18 protein-coding genes are annotated in these 19,587 nt (G+C 72.1%); 11 read left to right on the top strand and 7 right to left on the bottom strand.

Translation table 11 applies throughout. The features are described 5' to 3' along the window. The first annotated feature begins 132 nt into the window (after positions 1-132). Both OOK34_RS01600 and OOK34_RS01595 read left to right on the top strand, forming a co-directional pair. Positions 133-696 (top strand): DUF1707 and FHA domain-containing protein, encoded by a 564-nt coding sequence (locus tag OOK34_RS01600; protein ID WP_267032060.1) that lies wholly within the window; start codon positions 133-135, stop codon positions 694-696. Between the two features lie 84 nt (positions 697-780). Then, positions 781-1,281: a GNAT family N-acetyltransferase gene (locus tag OOK34_RS01595; RefSeq protein ID WP_267032059.1), complete on the top strand. Its 501-nt coding sequence runs from the start codon at positions 781-783 to the stop codon at positions 1,279-1,281. A gap of 7 nt (positions 1,282-1,288) precedes the next feature. Here OOK34_RS01595 and OOK34_RS01590 read toward each other — a convergent pair whose 3' ends face one another. Both OOK34_RS01590 and OOK34_RS01585 read right to left on the bottom strand, forming a co-directional pair. Next, on the bottom strand, positions 1,289-2,491 hold the full coding sequence (locus OOK34_RS01590; RefSeq protein WP_267036583.1) for a M14 family zinc carboxypeptidase: 1,203 nt from the start codon (positions 2,489-2,491) through the stop codon (positions 1,289-1,291). A 90-nt stretch (positions 2,492-2,581) separates the two neighbouring features. After that, entirely contained in the window at positions 2,582-3,388 is an 807-nt protein-coding gene (locus tag OOK34_RS01585) for an RICIN domain-containing protein (RefSeq protein WP_267032058.1), read from the bottom strand. Between the two features lie 197 nt (positions 3,389-3,585). On the opposite strand from OOK34_RS01585, the gene OOK34_RS01580 reads away from it, so the two are divergent. Both OOK34_RS01580 and OOK34_RS01575 read left to right on the top strand, forming a co-directional pair. Then, positions 3,586-4,164, top strand: a complete 579-nt coding sequence (locus OOK34_RS01580) for a hypothetical protein (RefSeq protein WP_267032057.1) — start codon at positions 3,586-3,588, stop codon at positions 4,162-4,164. A 26-nt stretch (positions 4,165-4,190) separates the two neighbouring features. Beyond that, positions 4,191-4,658 (top strand): RICIN domain-containing protein, encoded by a 468-nt coding sequence (locus tag OOK34_RS01575; protein WP_267032056.1) that lies wholly within the window; start codon positions 4,191-4,193, stop codon positions 4,656-4,658. A gap of 403 nt (positions 4,659-5,061) precedes the next feature. Here the strand turns inward: OOK34_RS01575 and OOK34_RS01570 are convergent, their stop codons facing one another. Continuing rightward, positions 5,062-5,478, bottom strand: a complete 417-nt coding sequence (locus tag OOK34_RS01570; protein ID WP_267032055.1) for a MerR family transcriptional regulator — start codon at positions 5,476-5,478, stop codon at positions 5,062-5,064. Between the two features lie 101 nt (positions 5,479-5,579). On the opposite strand from OOK34_RS01570, the gene OOK34_RS01565 reads away from it, so the two are divergent. Further along, positions 5,580-6,407 (top strand): oxidoreductase, encoded by an 828-nt coding sequence (locus tag OOK34_RS01565; RefSeq protein WP_267032054.1) that lies wholly within the window; start codon positions 5,580-5,582, stop codon positions 6,405-6,407. A 248-nt stretch (positions 6,408-6,655) separates the two neighbouring features. On the opposite strand, the gene OOK34_RS01560 is transcribed toward OOK34_RS01565, so the two are convergent. Together OOK34_RS01560 and OOK34_RS01555 are read right to left on the bottom strand one after the other, a co-directional pair. Next, the gene (locus OOK34_RS01560; RefSeq protein ID WP_267032053.1) at positions 6,656-7,192 is read right to left on the bottom strand and encodes an NUDIX domain-containing protein; all 537 of its coding nucleotides are present in this window, start codon (positions 7,190-7,192) and stop codon (positions 6,656-6,658) included. Position 7,193: 1 nt separating this feature from the next. Beyond that, positions 7,194-8,549, bottom strand: a complete 1,356-nt coding sequence (locus OOK34_RS01555; RefSeq protein WP_267032052.1) for a tetratricopeptide repeat protein — start codon at positions 8,547-8,549, stop codon at positions 7,194-7,196. A 193-nt stretch (positions 8,550-8,742) separates the two neighbouring features. Here OOK34_RS01555 and OOK34_RS01550 point away from each other — a divergent pair, with 193 nt between their 5' ends. The 4 genes from OOK34_RS01550 (at position 8,743) to OOK34_RS01535 (ending at position 11,786) form a co-directional block, all read left to right on the top strand. Continuing rightward, a complete protein-coding gene (locus OOK34_RS01550) occupies positions 8,743-9,492 on the top strand; it encodes a hypothetical protein (RefSeq protein ID WP_267032051.1) in 750 nt (249 codons plus the stop codon). A 77-nt stretch (positions 9,493-9,569) separates the two neighbouring features. After that, on the top strand, positions 9,570-10,481 hold the full coding sequence (locus tag OOK34_RS01545; RefSeq protein ID WP_267032050.1) for a phosphotransferase: 912 nt from the start codon (positions 9,570-9,572) through the stop codon (positions 10,479-10,481). Beyond that, positions 10,482-11,174 (top strand): bifunctional 2-polyprenyl-6-hydroxyphenol methylase/3-demethylubiquinol 3-O-methyltransferase UbiG, encoded by a 693-nt coding sequence (locus tag OOK34_RS01540; RefSeq protein WP_267032049.1) that lies wholly within the window; start codon positions 10,482-10,484, stop codon positions 11,172-11,174. It begins immediately after the preceding gene. A gap of 15 nt (positions 11,175-11,189) precedes the next feature. After that, entirely contained in the window at positions 11,190-11,786 is a 597-nt protein-coding gene (locus tag OOK34_RS01535; RefSeq protein WP_267032048.1) for an HAD domain-containing protein, read from the top strand. 401 nt (positions 11,787-12,187) lie between these two features. On the opposite strand, the gene treY is transcribed toward OOK34_RS01535, so the two are convergent. Further along, positions 12,188-14,452, bottom strand: a complete 2,265-nt coding sequence (treY, locus tag OOK34_RS01530; protein ID WP_267032047.1) for a malto-oligosyltrehalose synthase — start codon at positions 14,450-14,452, stop codon at positions 12,188-12,190. An 82-nt stretch (positions 14,453-14,534) separates the two neighbouring features. Here treY and OOK34_RS01525 point away from each other — a divergent pair, with 82 nt between their 5' ends. Continuing rightward, positions 14,535-15,818 (top strand): MFS transporter, encoded by a 1,284-nt coding sequence (locus tag OOK34_RS01525; RefSeq protein WP_267032046.1) that lies wholly within the window; start codon positions 14,535-14,537, stop codon positions 15,816-15,818. Positions 15,819-15,852: 34 nt separating this feature from the next. Here OOK34_RS01525 and glgX read toward each other — a convergent pair whose 3' ends face one another. Beyond that, positions 15,853-17,967 (bottom strand): glycogen debranching protein GlgX, encoded by a 2,115-nt coding sequence (gene glgX / locus OOK34_RS01520; protein WP_267032045.1) that lies wholly within the window; start codon positions 17,965-17,967, stop codon positions 15,853-15,855. A gap of 296 nt (positions 17,968-18,263) precedes the next feature. On the opposite strand from glgX, the gene OOK34_RS01515 reads away from it, so the two are divergent. Beyond that, positions 18,264-19,538, top strand: a complete 1,275-nt coding sequence (locus tag OOK34_RS01515) for an SAV2148 family HEPN domain-containing protein (protein ID WP_267032044.1) — start codon at positions 18,264-18,266, stop codon at positions 19,536-19,538. Positions 19,539-19,587: the final 49 nt, after the last annotated feature.

Genomic DNA, 19,587 nt, shown 5'->3' with positions numbered 1-19,587 from the left:
GTGCCCACACCTCGAACTGCACGGACGGTCCCCTCGTCTCCGGCGGTGTCCAGCATGCGTATCGTGCCCATCATTCCGGGCCTGCCGGGGGAGTTCTGGACACTCCGCACCCGACGGGCCGACAATCACCCTGTGACGTCGAGTTTCGAGTTCCCCGCCTACCCCGCCCCGCGGCTCTCCGACGCGGAGCGCGACCGGGCGCTGGGCCAGCTCAGGGAGGGTGCGGCCCTCGGAAAGCTGTCGCATGACACCTTCCTGCGCCGCATGGAACTCGCGCTGGTCGCCCGCCGCTCCGAGGACCTCGCCGTCCTGCTGGCCGACCTCCAGTCCCGCGAGGGCCCCGAAACCCCCTGGACGAGTCGGCTGTTCGGCTGGGTCGGCCGGGCCTCGGCCGTGTCGGCCGGGGTGCGCCGGGCCTGGCAGGCGGAACGGCTGCCCAAGCTGCTGTTCCCGCACCCGGCCGCGGGTCCGCTGCGGATAGGCCGCGACCCCGGCAACGGGCTGCGGCTCAGCCACGACACCGTCTCGCGGGCGCACGCCGAGCTGAGCATGCGGGACGGGATGTGGCTGCTCAGGGACCTCGGCTCGACCAACGGCACCACCGTCAACGGCCGACGGGTCACCGGCGCAGCCGTGGTCCGGCCCGGGGACCAGGTCGGGTTCGGGCAGATGAGCTTCCGGCTCTCGGAGAGCTGATCGGGCAGGTGCGGATCGGGTAGGCGCGGATCGAGCAGGGGTGGATCGAGTAGGCGTGGGCGGGCTGGGGCAGTATGGCGATCCATGAACCACACCACCGGCCTGGTGCGCCCCGCACGCCCCGAAGACCTCCCGCGCCTCACCGAGCTCATCCATGAGCACGTCGCGTACGAGAGGGCGGCCCCCCGGCCGGCCGGTCTCGGCGACCGCCTCGGCCCCCGGCTGTTCGCCGAGGACGCCCGGGTCTGGGTGCTCCTCGCCGAGACCCCCGACGGCACCGTCGCGGGATACGCCGCCTGCTCGGAGGAGTTCGCGTTCTGGGACGCCCGCCCCTACCTCCACATGGACTGCCTCTACCTCGCCGAGGACGCCCGGGGCCACGGCCTCGGAGCCGCGCTGATGGCCGGCGTGGCCGAGCTGGCCCGGGACCGCGGCCTCGAGCACGTCGAGTGGCAGACCCCGGACTGGAACGAGGGCGCCATCCGCTTCTACGACCGCCTCGGCGCCACGGCCCGCCCCAAGCGCCGCTACGCCTGGCCGGTCGGTCCGGCCGGTCGGGTCGATGGCCGCAAGACGCTGGGTTAGAGAAGGCCTAGAGACAGTCGTACGCGGCCAGGACCGTCCGGGACTGGTGCTCCACCTGCGTGGCCACCGGCACCCAGCGGGCCCGGAAGCGGGCCGAGAACTCCTCGCACCACCCCGTCACCAGACGGTCCAGCCCGGGAGCCCCCGGATGCCCCTGCGCCCGCAGCACCCGCAGCAGCATCGCGGCGGCGCGCAGCGACAGCCGCCGCCCGAAGGCGTCGAGGCTGCCGAGGGAGGCCGTGGTGGCCTCCGCGGGCACCCCGGGAGCCGTCCACTCGGCGGCGACCTGCGGGATCAGCCCGAGCGTCCAGTCCACCGCCCGCAGCAGCGCGGCGGCCCCCGGCTCCGCGCCCCGTACCCCCTCCCGCAGCCCGGCCACCCGGGCCGCGTCCCCGGTCAGCCTTCCCGCCAGCATGCGCAGGGCGCCCCGGGGGTCCGGATGCGGGGCCGGATCGTCCACCAGGTCGGAGGCCCACATGGGTACTTCGACGATCGCGGTGGTCCCGCCGTGGCACCAGGTGCTGAGCCGGGTCTCCTCGCTGCCCGCCTGCGGCATCACGAAGATCCCGGGCCCGGGAGAGGTCCAGCCGGCCGCGTCGGAGGCCCCGGTCTCCACCGGGATCCGCAGCTCGGCCGCCGACTTCCCGAAGGGCTCGGCGAGCCCGGGGACGTCCCGGGTGAGCTGGACCCAGGACCCGCCGAGATCCGTTCCGTGCAGGGAGACCTGGAGGACCGGCCGCAGCTCGGCGAGGAGCGCGCTCAGCGCCCGGGTCTCGGGCGGCAGCCGGTCCGGGGGGAGTAAGGAGGGCGCCCACTCGGGCTGTTCGGGCCCGGGCGGACGGTAGAAGTTGCGGTGGTACTCCAGCAGCGAGTACGGGCGGGGCGTGCGGTGCAGGTCGGCGCCGTCCGGATCGGCGCAGAGCAGGAAGTGCCAGCCCGCCCCGCCGCCCCCGGCCCGGATCACCCGCCGCGCGAGGTCCAGCGCCGTCGCCCCGCCGACGGGCTCGTTGGCATGGGCCCCGGCGACGACGAGCACCTCCCGCGGCCCGCCGCGCTGCCCGTCGACGGAGAGCAGCCACAGCGGCCTCCCGCCCCGGGAGACACCGGCCTGCCGCATCCGCACCCGGCCGGGGTGCTCGTCCGCCAGCGCCCGTCCGGCCAGGGCGAGTTCGTGCGGGGTGGGGTAGCGCATGTCACGGAGGAGGGTCACAACTGATGCCATGCCCGCAGCACCGGCTGCCTACTGCTCCCCGGGGGTCGAATGTCTGTCTGCGCCCCTCCGGGGCCGGCGCGGGCACCGTCAGCCCCACTTCTGGTGGTCCGACCGGTCGCAGGGCAGGGCGCGCAGACCGGCGGTGCTGTCGTCCAGGCAGGTGTCGGTGGTCCGGCTCTTGATCTGGACCGATGCGTCGGGCCAGGTCGTGAGGGTCCACTTCTGGGAGGGGGACGCGTCGCATGACCGGGCGCGGAGCTCGGAACCGCCGCCCTCCAGGCAGGCTCCGGTGGCGTGGTTCCTGAGTTCGCTGGTGCCGTCGGGGGAGGGGTGGACGGTCCATCGCTGGTAGCTCATGCCGTTGGGCGGGAAGGAGCGCAGTCCCTGGTCGAGGCTGTGGTCCAGGCAGCTCCCCGTGGCCCGGTTGACGAAGATACGGACCACGTCGTGCGGCGGCGCGGGTGCTCCGGCCTTCGTGGCCGAGGGGGTCCGCGCGGGCGCGGCCGCCGGCAGGAGGAACCAGGTGAGCGCCGCGCCGAGGAGCAGCCCGGCGACGGCGCCGCCGGCCGCCCAGGTCCAGCGGCTGCGCCACGGGGAGTCCGGGGAGTCCGGGGAGTCGGTGGGGGCCGGCGGGGGCTTGGGCTGGCTGCGGTCGGCCGCTTCCCACAGGACCCGGTAGTCCGCGGGATCCGCGCCCAGGGCCCGGCACAGGTCCCGGACGGTGGCCCAGGGCGGGACCGTGCTACCGCGCAAGTAGCGGGACAGCGAGGAGTCGCTGATCAGAACCTCGGACTCCAGCGACCGCAGGGTGCGGCCGGAGCGCTGCTGCAGCGCCTTGAGCGCGCTTCCCAGTTGTTGGCCCGGGCTGCCCTGCTGCCCGTCGACACCCGTCATGTTCGTCCCCTCCGGGTCCCGGGATGGTCATGTCCCAGCAGGTCAGAACGATAGGGATCCCGGATTCGGTGAAGCAAACGGGACATCGTTGCGAGGCCCCGGCGGGCCGCCCCACACTCTCGGTCAGCCGGCCCCGCAGCCCTCATCGGCAGCGGGCGGACCGGCGCAATTTCCCCACGAGAAACCGGAGAACGACCATGTCCGAGAACATCACCCGTCGCTGGGCCATGGCGGCGTTGACCACCGTCCTCTGCCTGGGTTCCGTCGCTCTGACCGCCCCGTCGGCGCCCGCGTCCGCACCGTCCGCCTCGTCCGCCTCCTCCGCCGCAGCCGTCGAGGCGGCTCCCCGGATCAGCCGGGCGCAGGTCCTCGAGCGGGCCAAGACCTGGCTGACCGCCAACAAGGGCCGCCCCGTGCCGTACAGCCAGACCAAGTACTGGAAGGACGGCTACCGGCAGGACTGCTCCGGGTACGTCTCCATGGCCCTGGGCCTGCGCACCCCCGGACCCAACACCGTCGCCCTCAAGAACGACGGCTTCACCCGCCGGATCGCGATGAAGGACCTCGCCCCCGGCGACCTGGTCATCAAGGCCGACAGCAACAGCGCCGACTACCGCCACGTCGTCATCTTCGACGGCTGGGCCGACGGCGCGCACACCGTCTACAAGTCCTACGAGCAGGCCGGCGGCGTCGGAACGCGGTGGAAGCAGCACTCCTACGGCGTGAACGGCCGCGACGGCTACCACGCCTACCGCCCCGTCAACATCACCGGCTGATCCCCCCTTCCCACCCGAGGAGCGACATGAACAACCGCACGACCGCCCTGGCAGGCATCCTGCTCGCCGCCACCCTGGCGACCACCGTCACCGCCACCGTCACCGCCGACGCCGCGGCCGACAGCGTCCAGACCTTCCGCAACGCCGCGACGTCCGCCTGCCTGGACGACAGCGACGCGGGCGTCCGCACGTACTCCTGCCTGGGCAACGACCACCAGAAGTGGAACGTCCACCAGTGGGCCGACGGCACCCGCGAGCTGAGGAACCTCAAGACCGGCCTCTGCCTCACCGACCACCCCCGGGGCACCGCCTCGGCCCAGCCCTGCGACAAGGCCAAGGACGAGAGCTGGACCGTCCACCGCTACCCGGACGGCGCCGTCGAGTTCCGCAACCAGGCAACCGGCCTGTGCCTGGACGACAGCCCCCAGTCCCACCTGCGCACCTTCCCGTGCGGCACCCACACCCAGAAGAGCCCCTACCAGACCTGGCACTGACCGCCCGATAGCGCCGGCGCTGCCGTAGGCGCGACCCGCCCGGGCCGGATCAGGGAGGGTATGGGGGTTTCCCGTCAGTCTCATCGTCCTTCCGTGTCGTGCCGGCCTGTCAAGGGCGCTCCTTCGTCGCGTCGCTTCGCGATGGCCTTCGGCCACCCTTGACAGACCTTCCCGCCCCGGAAAAACGAAGACTGCCGGGAAACCCCCAAAAGAACGGCACGGTCCATGGTTGAAGGGACGGCCGTGTCAGCGATGAGGCGAGGGGCCGGGCCATGCCACGCCGGGCATCCGGGCCCTCAAGATCCCGACCTCGCGCCAGCAGCGGCCCACCCCGCACGAAACAGCACCCAGAACACTGCGCGGAGCAGCCCGGCGCGACAGATCGCTACGCGCTCCTCATCTCTCAGGCTTGTGTGGTCTCCGCGTGCGACGGATTCCAGAGCTGGTCGGCCTCGCCGCGTGCGAGGTGATCTTCGTAGATCCGCACCTTGTGGCGCATCACATTCAAGGTCTCGCGCAGTTCCTGGATCTGGGCCTCCACGTGGTTTTCGTGCCGGCGCAGCAACTCAAGTCGCTCGTGTTCGTTGCCCGGGCCTTGGCGGGCCAGCTCGATGTACTGCCGGATCGTCGCCAGTGACATGCCGGAGGAGCGCAGCTTCGTGCAGATCGCCAGCCACTCCAGATCTTCCTCGTGATAGATCCGACGGCCGTTGGACAGGCGGCGCACCGGGTTGGCGAACAGGCCCTCCCGCTCGTAGAACCGCAGCGCGTGAATGTTGAGCCCGCTGCGCTCCGCTACTTCACCGATGCTCAGGTCCATGACCGCTCCGTAACGCAGCTCTTGATCTAGACCCGACTCTAGCTTCTAGCGTCGAGCCGTCAGCAAGTCGGCCGGTCAGGTGATCGGAACAAGGGGAGAACATGAGCGTTTGGTTTGTCACCGGTGCATCGCGTGGGCTCGGCGCGGAAATCACCCGCGAGGCGCTGGATCGCGGGCATAGCGTGATCGCGACAGCGCGGGACGGGGCGGCGGTGCGCCAGGCGTACCCGGGGAAGACGGACGGCTTGCTGGCGGTGAACGCGGACGTGACCGAACCCGGGCAGTTGACGGCCGCGGCGGAGGCCGGCCTGGCGGAGTTCGGACGGATCGACGTCGTGGTCAACAACGCCGGCTACGGCCTCGTGGGCGCGATCGAGGAAACGTCCGACAGAGCCGCCCGCGCTCTATTCGACGTCAACGTGTTCGGCGTACTCAACACATTGCGGGCGACCCTGCCGACGTTGCGCGCCCAGCGATCCGGACATGTCCTGAACATCGGCTCCGTGGGTGGCTTCGCCACGGCGCCGGCGGCGGGCTTGTACGGGGCGTCGAAGTTCGCCCTCGAGGGCATCTCCGAGGCGCTGCACGGCGAGCTGGCCCCGCTGGGCGTACGTGTCACGATCGTGGAGCCGGGCGGCTTTCGCACGGACTTCCTCAACAGCTCGAGCATGCGGGTCGAACCGGCCTCCATCGTGGACTACGTCGCCGGCGCGGGGCCGGTGCGCGAGGCACTGGCCAACTACGACGGCCGCCAGCCAGGAGATCCGGTGAAGGCAGCGAAGGCCATCGTCGACATCACCGAGGTTGCCGAGCCGCCGCTGCGCCTGCAGTTGGGCGCGGATGCGATCGAGCGTGTCGAGGCGAAGCTGGACCGGGTGCGACGTGAACTTGACGACTGGCGCCACGTAGCACTCTCTACCGGCGTCTGAAGAGCCACCCGTTTACCGAGCTGTCAGTCTGAACGCGGGTTCCTGATCGGGTGATCGCAGCGGGCCCGACGCATCAAGACGGGACCTCCTGGTAGCTCAGTAGTGCGAGTTGGCTGAGCGCAGGGGAGGTTCTGTTGTTGTCCGCATGCACGCTGGAACTCTCCTGCCAAGGGCGGGAGTTCACGCCCAATCAGCCGAAACCCAACCATTTCGGAAAGCGGACGACTTCTGAGGCGGAACAGCCTTGTTCATGCTGTCGACCAACCGTCCAGGGAAACCTGGGAGCCGCTGCTCAAGTAGTGGCGCAGGGCGCTGGCGGTCGTGTCGACAAAGGCTTCAGGGACGGCTTGGGCATCGACCCAGCGCACCTGGGAATGCTTGCGGGGTTCGCGGTTCTCGGGTTCGCCGGTCCATTCGTGGGCGGCGAAGACGACCGTGAGGAAGCCGTTGGGGGCCTCGACGCCCCAGGCGCCGTGGATGATGTGGGCGACCTTGAGAGACTCGGGTTTTACCGTGAGGCCGGTCTCCTCGTGCAGCTCGCGGACTGCGGTCTCCGTGATGGGTTCGCCTGGCTCGCTCTTGCCGACGGGGAGGTCCCACATGCCCTGAGCGAACTTGGCGTTCTCGCTGCGCTGGAGGAGGACGACGCGGTTGGTGGTCTTGTCGTGGACGATGACGGCCGCGACCAGCAGGGTCATCGATTCGAGCGCCGGCTTGAGGGCTTGGGAGCGGTCGTCGGTCTGCTGAGCCACGGGGTTCCCTTCGTCGGGTGGGTTGTTGGGCATGTTAGGCGAGGGCCTCGCGGGCGCGACGGGCGAGATCGGCGGCGCCGGGGACGCGGCGGCGCTGGTAGACCGCGAGGGTGGAGCGGATCGAGGAGATCGCCTTGCGGGTGCGGTCGGATGTCATGCCCTCCATGAGGGCGAGGGCCTGGGCCCAGGCGGCGACCGCTTCGTCGGCTCGGGCCTGGGCGGCGAGGCTGTCTCCGAGGTCGGCGTGGGTGAGGGCGTGGACGCGCTTGTACTTCTCCGGGTCCCAGCGGGTGAGGGCGTCGCGGTGTTGTTGTTCGGTGCCGATGTGATCGGCGAGGTCGGTGAGCGTGCGGGCGGTGTGGCTGGCAACGGTCCCGGCTGCTGGGCCGCTGACGCGGGAGAAGCTGGGCTGGGGCCCGTCCTCGCGCAGGAGGGCGTCTTCGACGGCGAGGAGGGCACGTGCGGCCGAGGGGTTCTCGCCGACGGCTGCGTAGGCGCGGGCGTGGGTGATGTGGAGGAGAGCTTCGGTCTGGCCGTCGACGTGGCCGAGGCCGCGGGTGAGGGCGCCTTCGACGAGGTCGACGCAGTGGTGGGGCTGCTTGAGGCTCAGGGCCTGGTGGGCGAGGGCGCGCATCATCCAGGCGGCGTGGCCGTGGGGGTCGGCTTCGCAGGCGAGCTGGTAGCCGACCTGGTAGTAGCGCTGGGCGGCGCCTTCGTGGCCGAGGTCGTGGTGTTTCCAACCTGCGAGGTAGGCGAGTTCGGCGACGGCGCCGAAGGCGGCCCGGCGTAAGGGTTCTGAGGGGAACCGTCCGCGGAGCATGGGGGCTGCGGTGTCGGCGAGGTAGGCGGTGACGGTGGTCAGGCCGTGGCCGCCGCCGAGGCGTTCGTCGGCGGTGCTGAAGGCCGCGGTGATCTGCCGTACGACGTCGATGTCGTCGCTGCCGACGAGGGTGCGGGCGGTGCGGGCGCGGAGCATGCGGGAGGTGGCTTCGTGGTCGTGCAGGAGCGGCATGGCCACGCCGGCCGTGGTGAAGGCTGCGATGGCGAGGAAGCGGCGGCGTTCGACGTCCGCCCGGCCGAGGTCCGTGACCGTGGTGACGGGGTCGGTGTCCGGTAGCGGCTCCGCGTCGGGTGAGTGGAGGCCGATCTCGGTCTGGGTGACGACGCGACCCAGCCGACGGGAGAGGGCTTCAGCGAGGTACGGGCCTGTCCGGCCAGACGGCGCGCGGGTGCCGTTCGCCCAGTGGGAGATCGCCGACTTGTTGGTCTGGAGCAGCTCGCCGTTCTCGGCGGCGATGCGGCGCACGTCCTTGGCGAGTGCCTCGTACGTGCACCCGGCGGCGTTGATCGTGTCGCGCAGGCGGGAGTTGGGGGTGTTCGGCGCTGGCACGATCTCCTCCGCTCCGGAGCTGTAAACCGCGTATACCGCTTGACCTCGGTCACACCGTACCCACTCTGCGTAGCGGGCGGTTCACTTATCGACAGCCGCCCCACTCTCGGGCCGGGCGGCCCCAAGTTCCGTACGCCCTACCGGGCTCGGGCATTCCTATGCCCCGGCCCGGACGATCAGAGACGGAGAAACGGTGACCACCATCGACACCGCGACCATCACGGTCGAGCTGCCCGACGCCTTCGACCCGCGCTGGAGCCGACTGCCCGGCATCCAGGTCGACGGCCGGCGCATCACCATCGACCCGGCCGAGTACTTCTTCCGCTTCGAGTCCAACACCTGGCTCGTCGCCGACTGGGAGCTGGTCAAGGCCCAGCTCCTCGACGTGCACGAGACCACCGAGAGCGCGGTCGAGCAGCTCGCGCTCGACTTCATCAAGAAGCAGGGCGAGTCCACGTCGGATGCTGCCCGCGTGCTGGCGACGGCGTACGGGGTCTACTCGTACCTCTTCCGCGAGGAGCACCTGGCCGGCCTCGGCCTCCCGAAGATCACCGCCGACCACCTGCGCATGCTGCGCGAGGCGGCCACGCTGATGGCCCTCAACAAGGTCGAGCTGGACGGCCACATCTCCAACGTCGGCCCGTGCTGGTTCTTCCCCGCCGCCACCTCCGTCGTCTTCGACCTGGACGACGAGACGGGCGGGATGCTCGACGAGGTCTACCACGGCGGCTGGTTCAACGAGCACCGCCGGATCGAGTCCATCAAGGCCCACGCCGCCCTCGGCGGCCGGCTCGTGCACGGCTGCCAGTCCGTGCCGGACCAGTCCGGCGGGGTCGTCGCGCCCTACGGTGCCTCGATGGCGAACTTCCGTGACGACCTGGCCGAGTTCAAGGCGGGCTGGATCGAGCAGGTCTACGCCCACCGTGTGACCGCGGCTGAGTAACGCCCAACCCCCGTACGGCTCCGGGGCGGGCCGACCCGCTCGCCCGCCCCGGAGCCCACCAGCCCCTGGAGACCGCCATGGACCAGAGCCTCACCGCCACCCTGCTGGACGACCTGTGCACTCTCGTCGGCAAGCCCCTCCCCGAACGCGCCGAGATCCGCGTCTGGGGCATGTCCGGAGTCGAACGCGTCACTTTCCCCGACGGCACAACGGCCGTCTTCAAGTACGCCAAGGAGCCCTTCGACCGCGAGGCCCAGGCCCTGCGGATCGCCCACCAGCGCGGGCTCCCGGTCCCCGCACTCCACGCCACCGCCGTGCAGGACAAGTGGCTCGGCATGCTCATGGACGACCTCGGCGCCCCGGTACGGGACGCCGACGACCTCGACGGCGTCGCCGCCGCCATGATGCTCCACGCCGCCCGCCCGGCCGGCGGCCTGCCCCTCCTCGACGGCGCGGGCCTCGCGGCCCTGCCCGGCCGAGCCCTCGATCACCTCCAGCGGCTGCGGAAGGCCGACCGGTGGACGGACTGCGACGACATCGAGACCGCTCTGGGGAAGATCTCGGCCGCGGCCGAGGCCCGCGTCCAGGGGGCGACGCTCGACCCGTTCGGCTGGGTGCACTCGGAGTTCCACCCCACGAGCATCCACATCGGGGAGAACGGCTGGCACCTCCTCGACTTCGCCCGGTCTTTCACCGGACCCGGCCTGATCGACCTCGCCTCGTACCACGGCACCACCCACGCACCCAGTCCCATCCGGCTGAGGGTGTTCCTGGAGCAGTACGTCACCGCAGGCGGCCACGAGGACGCCCTCGCCGCCCGGGGTGGCCTGACCGCCGAGGCGTGGGCCCTTGGCTGGCACCGCATGTGGGCCGTCGAATGGTTCATGGAGCAGGCGATCCGCTGGATCAACGACCCGACGAGGGATTTCGCGTACATCCCGGTCGTCCGCCGCCACCTGAACGACGTGGTCCAACTCCTGGAGGTCTAGGTGCTCGCCCAGGTCTCCCCCTGGTACGCCCACGCCGCCCAGCGCCTGACCACCGCCCCGGCCCACGCCCTCACTCCTCCGACACGGATGGAGTGGAGCACCCACCCCGGTCTGGGCCCCGGCTCGGAGATCCTCGGCCGGGACCTGCGCGGCAAGCGCTTCCTGGAGCTGGGCTGCGGTCCCGGCCACAACGTCGCCCACCTCGCCCAACACCACCAGGCCCGCGTCACCGGCGTCGACCTGGTGGGCCTCCAGGTACGGCGAGCGCGGTCGCACTACGGCCACATCAAGGGCGCCACCTTCTCCGCCGGCCATGCGCTGCACCACCTCCAGGCCACCGGCCAGACCTTCGACGCGGTCTACTCGGTATTCGGCGCCGTCGGCCTGGTCGCTCCGGAGCTTCTGCTCGCCGCAATCTCCCGCCACCTCGTGCCCGGCGGCGTACTGGCCTTCTCCGTACCCCACCCGGCACGGGCCGGAAGACATCCATCCACGGACGACCGTCCCCGTGAGGACTACGTCACCATGCCCGACCGCACCCGGCTGCCCATCGCCCGCTGGGAGTTCGACGCCCACCGCTGGGCCACTCACCTCTCCCGCACCGGCCTGCGGATCACCTCAGCCACCGAGCTACGGCACCCGCCCCTCGATCCGTGGCCCACCACCCTCCTGATCACCGCCCGCAAACGCTGACCGATGGAGGCAACGATGCCCCTGCCCCACCTCCTCCTGGACGTCGACGGCGTCCTCATACCGTTCCCGGCGGCCGACGGCAGCACCCCACCCACGCACGTCCGCCACACCGTCCTACCGGCGGGCCGCAACCCCGACGCCCCGGTGCCCATCTGGCTCAATCCCGCCCACGGCCCGTTGCTCGCCGGCTTCCTGACCGACGGCCCCGTCGCCCCTGTGTGGTGCACCAGCTGGCGGAAGGACGCCACCACCATCGTCGCGCCGCTCCTCGGACTGCCGGAGTTCCCGTACCTCGACCTCCCCTACCCCCAGATCACCACCAGTCACCCCAACGGCTACCTATGGAAGCGCGATCACGTCGAACCGTGGCTTGGCGGGTCAGCGGTCGCCTGGATCGACGACGACTTCACCGACCTTGACCACGCCTGGGCTGCCGAACGGACCGCCCGCGGCCATCCCACGCTGCTTGTCCAGCCGAACCCCTACGTCGGCCTTCAGGCGGCACACCTGGTGGAGATACAGGAATGGACTGCCCATCAGGTACGGGTTGAGGCGGTACCAGCCAGGGACGGCGGTCGGACGCCGAGATATGAGGAGCGCGTAGCGATCTGATGCGTGTGGGTGCTCCGCGCAGTGTGGTGGTCGCTGTTTCGTGCGGGCATGCGGCCCCCGGCCCCTCGCCTCATCGCTGACAGGGCCGTCCCTTCAACCATGGACCGTGCCGTTCTTTTGGGGGTTTCCCGGCAGTCTTCGTTTTTCCGGGGCGGGACGGTCTGTCAAGGGTGGCCGAAGGCCATCGCGAAGCGACGCGAACGCAGTGAGCGCCCTTGACAGGCCGGCCCGACACGGAAGGACGATGAGACTGACGGGAAACCCCCATACCCTCCCCGAGACCGCCCGACCGGAACCCCGCACCCCCGCTCCCCGGACCCGCAGGCAAGGGGGCGGGTGGGCAGCCACCGACCGGCCATCTCCCCCTCGAGGGGGAGATAGCGGGCCCGCGCCGTGAGCCGCTACTCCTCCCGGACCAGGGCTACCGCCGGGTGGTCGGTCAGTAGCTGCGACAGGGGGAGCCGGCCCTCGTACGGGGTGCCGCGCGGGGGTCCGTACGCGGGGTGCCAGCGGCCCGGGGGGAGGGGGAGGGTGGTGTCGCGCCAGCCGCCTGCGGTGGTGAGGCGGTGCGAGAGGCGCGTGGCCACCGTGACGAGGCCGGACGGGCGGGCGGAGGCCACGCAGTGGTCGGCCGCCGGGCCCCGGGCCGGCAGGGGGGCGTAGCCGGTGAACAGCTCGGGCCGGTCGCGGCGCAGCCGCAGCAGGGTCGCCGTCAGTGCGAGCTTCTCCTGCGCGAGGCCCCGCGGGGCGGCGCCCGCGTCCAGGGCGGCCAGCGCCCGGCGGGGGAATTCGGCGGGGCGGCGGTTGTCCGGGTCGACCAGCGCCCGGTACTCGTACTCGGAGCCCTGGTAGACCTCCGGCACCCCCGGCATCGTCAGGTGCAGCAGGGTCATCCCCAGCAGGTTCGCCCGGGCTGCCTGCGCCAGTTCCGGCGGCAACCCCACCGCCTCCGGGGGCACCAGATCCGCGATGCCCGCCTCGTACCGCTCGTCGGGGTCGGTCCAGGAGGTGTGCAGGCCCGCCTCCCGCGCGGCCTTGAGCAGGGCCGCGGCCAGCCGGGGGGCCCGCTCGGGTGCCTCGCCCAGCCCGAGCGCGCTCTGCCGGGCCACCCAGGCCAGCTGCGGATCGGGCCCGCCCGGCACCCCCATCGCCTCCGGGGCCTGCGACAGCACCGCGATCCGCGCCCGTACGTCGGCGCTGCGCTTCGTGTCGTGCGTGGACAGCACCGTCCCGGAGGCGGGCCAGTCCCGTTCGCGCTGCGCGCAGTACGCGTGGAACTCCGCGACCGACACCGCCGGGGTCCCCGGTTCCCCGCCGACCTCGGTGGCCGACAGCAGCGGGGCCCAGCGGTAGAAGGCGCGGTCCTCGAGGGACTTGGCGCGCAGGGCCGCCGAGGTCTGGGCGAAGCGCGCCGCGAAGGCGGGATCCCGCAGCAGGAGGTCCCGTACGCCTTCCACCGCGTCCGTCCCCGCGCGCGCGGCGGCGCGCTCCAGGGTCGGCGCCGACGGTCCCGGTCCGCCGGGGTAGGTCCGGTACACCGGGGAGGCGATGAGCAACTCCCGTACTCCCGTGGCCAGTTCCGGGCCGGCCCACCGCTCGAGGGTCGCCAGCTCGGCGGCCAGGTCGACGGTCAGCACCTCCCGTGCGGCGGCCGAGGCCGTCTCCTCCCAGGAGGGCAGGCCGGTGGACTCCCCGTACGCGCGGGCCAGTTGCGCCGCTCCCGCCGGGTCGGTGAACAGCCCGTCCACCCGGTGCAGGGCGTCGTACCCGGTGGTGCCGGCGACCGGCCACGAGGGCGGCAGCCGCTCGTGGCGGGCCAGGATCTTCTCGACGACCACCCAGCAGCCGGGGCCGGCCTCCGTCCGCAGCCGCCGCAGGTACCCCTCGGGGTCGGCGAGCCCGTCGACGTGGTCGATCCGCAGGCCCGCGACCACCCCGTCGCGTACCAGCTCCAGCACCTTGGCGTGGGTAGCGGCGAAGACGGCGGGGTCCTCCACCCTTACCCCGATCAGGTCCGAAATGGTGAAGAACCGGCGGTAGTTGAGGGCCGTGCGGGCCTCGCGCCACCAGGCGGGCCGGTACCACTGCGCGGCCAGCAGCTCCGCGGTCGGCAGGTCGGCCGTACCGGCGCGCAGGGGGAACTCCAGCCCCCCGTAACGCAGTACGTCCGCCCCGGCGTCCACCTCGCAGGGCTCCTCGGGCCCGGCGAGCACCGGCAGCAGCACCTGCCCGCCGCCCGCCTCCCAGTCGATGTCGAACCACCGTGCATACGGAGAGTGCGGCCCCTCCCGCAGCACCTCCCACAGGGGCCGGTTGAGCCGCAGCGGCGCCGGCAGCGCCATGTGGTTCGGCACGATGTCGAGCACCAGCGCGAGCCCGTGCGTCCGCGCGGCCGCCGCCAGCGCGCGCAGACCCCCTTCGCCGCCCAGCTCGTCCCGTACCCGCGCGTGGTCGGTGACGTCGTACCCGTGCGCCGAGCCGGGCACCGCCTCCAGGACGGGGGAGAGGTGCAGGTGTGACACGCCGAGGGAGGCGAGGTACGGTACGGCTGCCTCGGCCGCGGCGAAGGGGAACTCCGGACGCAGCTGGAGACGGTAGGTCGACGCCGGAGTGACGGCCGCAGGAACTTCGGATCCCGATTGACTGCTTGCATACCGCAGGGTCATGAGAACGTACGTACCCAGCCCGCGCGATTCCGTGCCATTACCCAATGCATCCGGGTGACTGCGCCGCGTTAGTCTCGATCAAGTGGTTGGAACCGTCAGTACCTATCGACACGTCATCGCCCTGACCGGGCCCCTACTCCCGCTCCTCTCGTTCTTCGCCCGACTGCCCGTCGCGATGTCCCAGTTCGGGAGCGTCCTGCTGGTCGCCGAGACCAGCGGCTCGCTCGCCACGGCCGGAATCGTCGGCGGCACCCTCTCCGCCGGCCAGGTGGTCTTCGGGCCCGTCCTCGGCCGGCTCGCCGACCGGCACGGGCAGCGGCCCGTCGTCCTCGCCGCCGCGGCCGTCAACGCCGTCGCCACCGCCGCGCTGGTCGCCGGGGCCCTCGGCGGCCTCGCGACCGTCCCGCTCGCCGCCATCGGCGCCGTCACCGGGGCCTCCGTACCGCTGATCGGCCCGCTCGCCCGCACCCGCTCCGTCGCGCTCGCGCACCGCGCGAAGGCCGACGAGAGCGTGGTGGGCGCTGTGCACTCCCTCGAAGGCACCCTGGACGAGGTGTCCTTCGTCTTCGGCCCGGCCCTCGTCGGACTCGCCGCGCTCGTCGCGCACCCGGCCGTCGCCCTCGGCGGCGCGGCCGCCCTCGTCGCCGTCTTCGCCACCGCGTACGCCCTGCACCCGACCGCCACCGTCACCGCGGGCTCCCCCGCGCGGGCGCGCGGCGGGCGGGTCAGGGTCCGCCACCCGCGCGTGGTCCACGCCGTCCGCGGCTCGCTCGCCCTCCAGGGCGCCATGTTCGGCGCCTGTCAGGCGGGAATCGCCTCGCTCACCGCGCAGTTGGGGGTCCCGGGCCAGGCCGGCATCGTGTACGCCGCCATGGGCGTCGTCAGCGCCGCGGTGGGTCTGGCGCTCGGCGCGCTGCCCGCCCGCTTCGGGCTGCGGCTGCGCTGGCGGGTGGCCACCGGCGCCGCGCTGCTGCTCTCGGTGCCGCTGCTGTTCACCGAGACCCTGTGGCCGCTGTACGCGGTCGTCACCGTCCTCGGGGCCGCCTACGCCCCGCACTTGATCACCGCGTTCGCGCTCACCGAGCGCGTCGTGGAGCCGTCCCGGCTCGCCGAGTCGATGGCCTTCGCCGCCAGTTCGCTGGTGGCCGGGCAGGCCCTCGCGCTGGCCGTCTCCGGGCGGCTCGCCGAGTCGTACGGGCCCGCCGGGGCCTTCGCGGTGGCGGTGGGAGCGGCCGCGCTGTGCCTGACCATCGCCCTCGTCACCCGGGTGCCCTCCGCCCGGCCCGCGGCCAAGGTCTTCATCCCGGCCCAGCAGACCGCCTCGCCCGAAGGGGCCGGGGCCGGATCCGCCTACGCCGGGCGCTGAAGCACCCGCTTAAGCCGGGCGCTGAAGCACCCGCTTAGGCCGGGCGCTGAAGCACCACCAGACACCGTCCTGTCAGCGCCACCCGGTCGCCGGCCGCGTACTGCGGACCGGTGCCGGGTGGCGGCACTTCCGCCCGCGCCGTGTCCACGACGAGCCGCCACCGGGCGCCGTGGCCGGCCGGGACGGTGAAGTCCTGGGGGTCGGCGCCCGCGTTGAACATCAGCAGGAACGAGTCGTCGGTGATCCGCTCCCCGCGCGAGCCGGGCTCGGAGATCGCCTCGCCGTTGAGGAACACCGTCAGCGCCCGGGCGTGCTGTGCCTGCCAGTCCCGGGCCCGCATCTCCTCGCCGTACGGGGTGAACCAGGCGATGTCGGAGAGTTCGTCGTGCGTGCCCTCCACCGGCCGGCCGTGGAAGAACCGGCGCCGCCGGAACACCGGGTGGTCGCGGCGCAGCCAGACCATGCGCCGGGTGAACTCCAGCAGGCCGGGCGGCGGTTTGCCCGGCTCGGGCCAGGTCACCCAGGACAGTTCGTTGTCCTGGCAGTAGGCGTTGTTGTTGCCCTCCTGGGAGCGGGCGAACTCGTCGCCGTGGCTGAGCATCGGTACGCCCTGCGACAGCATCAGGGTGGCGGTGAGGTTACGCATCTGCCGCTCGCGCAGCTCCTGGACCTCCGGGTCCTCGGTCGGGCCCTCGACCCCGCAGTTCCACGACCGGTTGTGGGTCTCGCCGTCGCGGTTGCCCTCGCGGTTGGCCTCGTTGTGCTTCTCGTTGTAGGAGACCAGGTCGTGCAGGGTGAAACCGTCGTGGCAGGTGGTGAAGTTGATGGAGGCCAGGGGCCGGCGGCCGTCGTCCTGGTAGAGGTCGGAGGAGCCGGTCAGCCGTCCCGCGAACTCCGCGAGCGTACGCGGCTGCCCGCGCCACAAGTCCCGTACGGTGTCCCGGTACTTGCCGTTCCATTCGGTCCACAGCGGCGGGAAGTTGCCCACCTGGTAGCCGCCCTCGCCCAGGTCCCAGGGCTCCGCGATCAGCTTCACCTGGCTGACCACCGGGTCCTGCTGCACCAGGTCGAAGAACGAGGACAGCCGGTCGACCTCGTGGAACTGCCGGGCCAGCGTGGCCGCGAGGTCGAAGCGGAAGCCGTCCACGTGCATCTCGGTCACCCAGTACCGCAGCGAGTCCATGATCAGCTGGAGTACGTGCGGGGAGCGCATCAGCAACGAGTTCCCGGTGCCGGTGGTGTCCGTGTAGTGCCGGGGGTCCTCCCCGAGCCGGTAGTACGAGGCGTTGTCGAGCCCCCGGAAGGAGAGGGTCGGGCCCAGGTGGTTGCCCTCGGCGGTGTGGTTGTAGACCACGTCCAGGATCACCTCGATCCCGGCCTCGTGCAGGGCCCGGACCGCCGATTTGAACTCCAGCACCTGCTGGCCCCGGTCGCCGGAGGCGTAGCCGTTGTGCGGGGCGAAGAAGCCGATGGTGTTGTAGCCCCAGTAGTTGCTCAGCCCGTCGTTCACCAGGCGGTGGTCGTTGACGTACTGGTGGACGGGCATCAGCTCCAGCGCCGTCACCCCGAGCTTGGTCAGGTGCCCGATCACCGCCGGGTGCGCCAGCGCCCCGTAGGTGCCGCGCAGCTCCTCCGGGAGGTCGGGGTGGCGCATGGTCAGACCCTTGACGTGGGCCTCGTAGAGCACGGTGTGGTGGTACTCGTGGCGCGGCGGCCGGTCGTTCGCCCAGTCGAAGTACGGGTTGACCACGACGGAGCTCATCGTGTGCGGGGCCGAGTCCAGGTCGTTGCGCGAGTCGGGCCGGCCGAAGTGGTAGCCGTAGACCTCCTCGCCCCAGGACACCCGCCCGCTGATGGCCCGGGCGTACGGGTCCAGCAGCAGCTTCGCCGCGTTGCAGCGCTGCCCGCGCTCGGGCTCGTACGGGCCGTGCACGCGGAATCCGTACCGCTGGCCGGGCATGACCCCGGGCAGGTAGGCGTGCCGTACGAAGGCGTCCGTCTCGCGCAGCTCGACGGCGGTCTCCGAGCCGTCGTCGTGCAGCAGGCACAGCTCGATGCGCCGGGCGACCTCGGAGTAGACCGCGAAATTGGTGCCCGCGCCGTCGTAGGTGGCGCCCAGCGGATACGCCTGTCCCGGCCAGACCTGCATAGCCAACTCCTCTTCCCGTCCTGGTCCGGCTCGATCCGGCGTGGATCACGTCACTGCCAGATCTTCCCCGAAAGAGGGTCCGCACGCGTGGACTTGGGATGCTGCCGACGGGTGAACCGGAGAGCTGATATGCGGGTCAGAGGACTGTCCGGGCATCACATAATGGGTCAACGGACGGCCGGACCACGGCGCGTGGGGTCACATGGGGCCGCTTCGGGCTGCGTCGGGCCGCGTGCGCGGAGTACCCTTCCGTGATCACTGGAGACGGGCGTCCAGACGCAGAAGGCGGTGCACGGGTGAGCTCGGGAGGTCTGGAGCTGCCCCCTGGTGACAGCGGTCACGAGGGTGGCCCGGCGGACGCCCCTGGCGGGGCGTCGGGCGGTGTGCCGGGCGCGGCGGCGGCCGGGGCGGCGGTGTCGCTGGCCCCGCCGGCGGCGGGGGAGGCGCGGGCCGGGGCCGAGCTGGACTGGGGCGCGGACGCGTGGAGCGAGGTCCGTACGCGGGCCCAGCGCGCGGGCCGTGCGTACATCTGGCTGAACCTCATCGAGCAGCGGCTGCGGTCGGTGGTGGGCGCGGTGCTGCGGCCCGTCTACGAGCCCGTGCACGGCGGGGACGACTGGGTGGTCGCCGCCGCGGGGCCCGCCGGGCAGGAGTGGGTGCAGCGGGCGGTGGCCGTGCGCGAGGTCAGCCGGCGCAAGGGCTACCTCCTCGACCCGGCCGACGACAACGTGCTGAGCTTCCTGACGCTGCCGCAGCTGCGGGAGCTGATGGTCCAGCACTGGCCGTGCTTCGAGCCGTACTTCGACGACCGGCGCGAGATCGAGCTGGCGCTCGACGAGCTGGAGGTCACCCGCAATGTGGTCTCCCGCAACCGGGCGCTGTCGCGGCCGGTGCTGGAGCAGGCGGAGCGTGCCTCGGCGCGGCTGCTGGAGGTGCTGGGCGCCGGCTCGGGCAGCCCCTCGGCGAACCGGCTGCCGATCGACGCCGTCGAGGACCTCGTCGGGGACCGGTACGCCGACGTCATCTCCGTCCACCCGGACCGGGTGCGCCTGCAGCGGCAGCTCCCGGCGGAGGACCTGTTCGGGGGTGCGCGCCGGCTGGACGCCATCGGTATAGGCCTCAACCTGCTGGTCCAGAACTTCTCGGGCCGAAGACTCGTCCGGCTGTCGGAGGCGGGCTGCCGGGTGCGGCTGCTGTTCCTGAACCCGGCGAGCAGCGCGGTCAAGCGGCGCGAGCGGGAGCTGGGGCTTCGCAAGGGCGAGCTGAGCCGCTCGGTGGAGATGAACATCCTGCACGTGCGCAGGGTGCGGGCGGGGCTGAAGGACCCGTCGCGCTTCGACATCCACGTCTTCGACGAGACGCCGCGCTTCACCGCCTACCTGGTGGAGGGGCAGTCCTCGGGCATCGCGGTGGTCCAGTCGTACCTGCGGCGGGCCCGGGGCATGGAGGCGCCGGTCCTGGTGCTGCGCGGGGGCGGGCACGGGGTGCCGAAGGACGCCGACCACGGACTGTTCCAGACCTACCGGGAGGAGTTCGAGTCGGTGTGGGAGGACTCCCGGCCGGTGTCCTGACCCGGGCGGGCCGCGGGGCCGTCCGGGGGGTGTCCGGGGGGTGCCTCAG

This window comes from Streptomyces sp. NBC_00091, from assembly GCF_026343185.1.
Classification (GTDB): domain Bacteria; phylum Actinomycetota; class Actinomycetes; order Streptomycetales; family Streptomycetaceae; genus Streptomyces.
The sequence above is the reverse complement of the archived record's forward strand: the minus strand, read 5'-3'. Positions and strand labels throughout refer to the sequence as shown.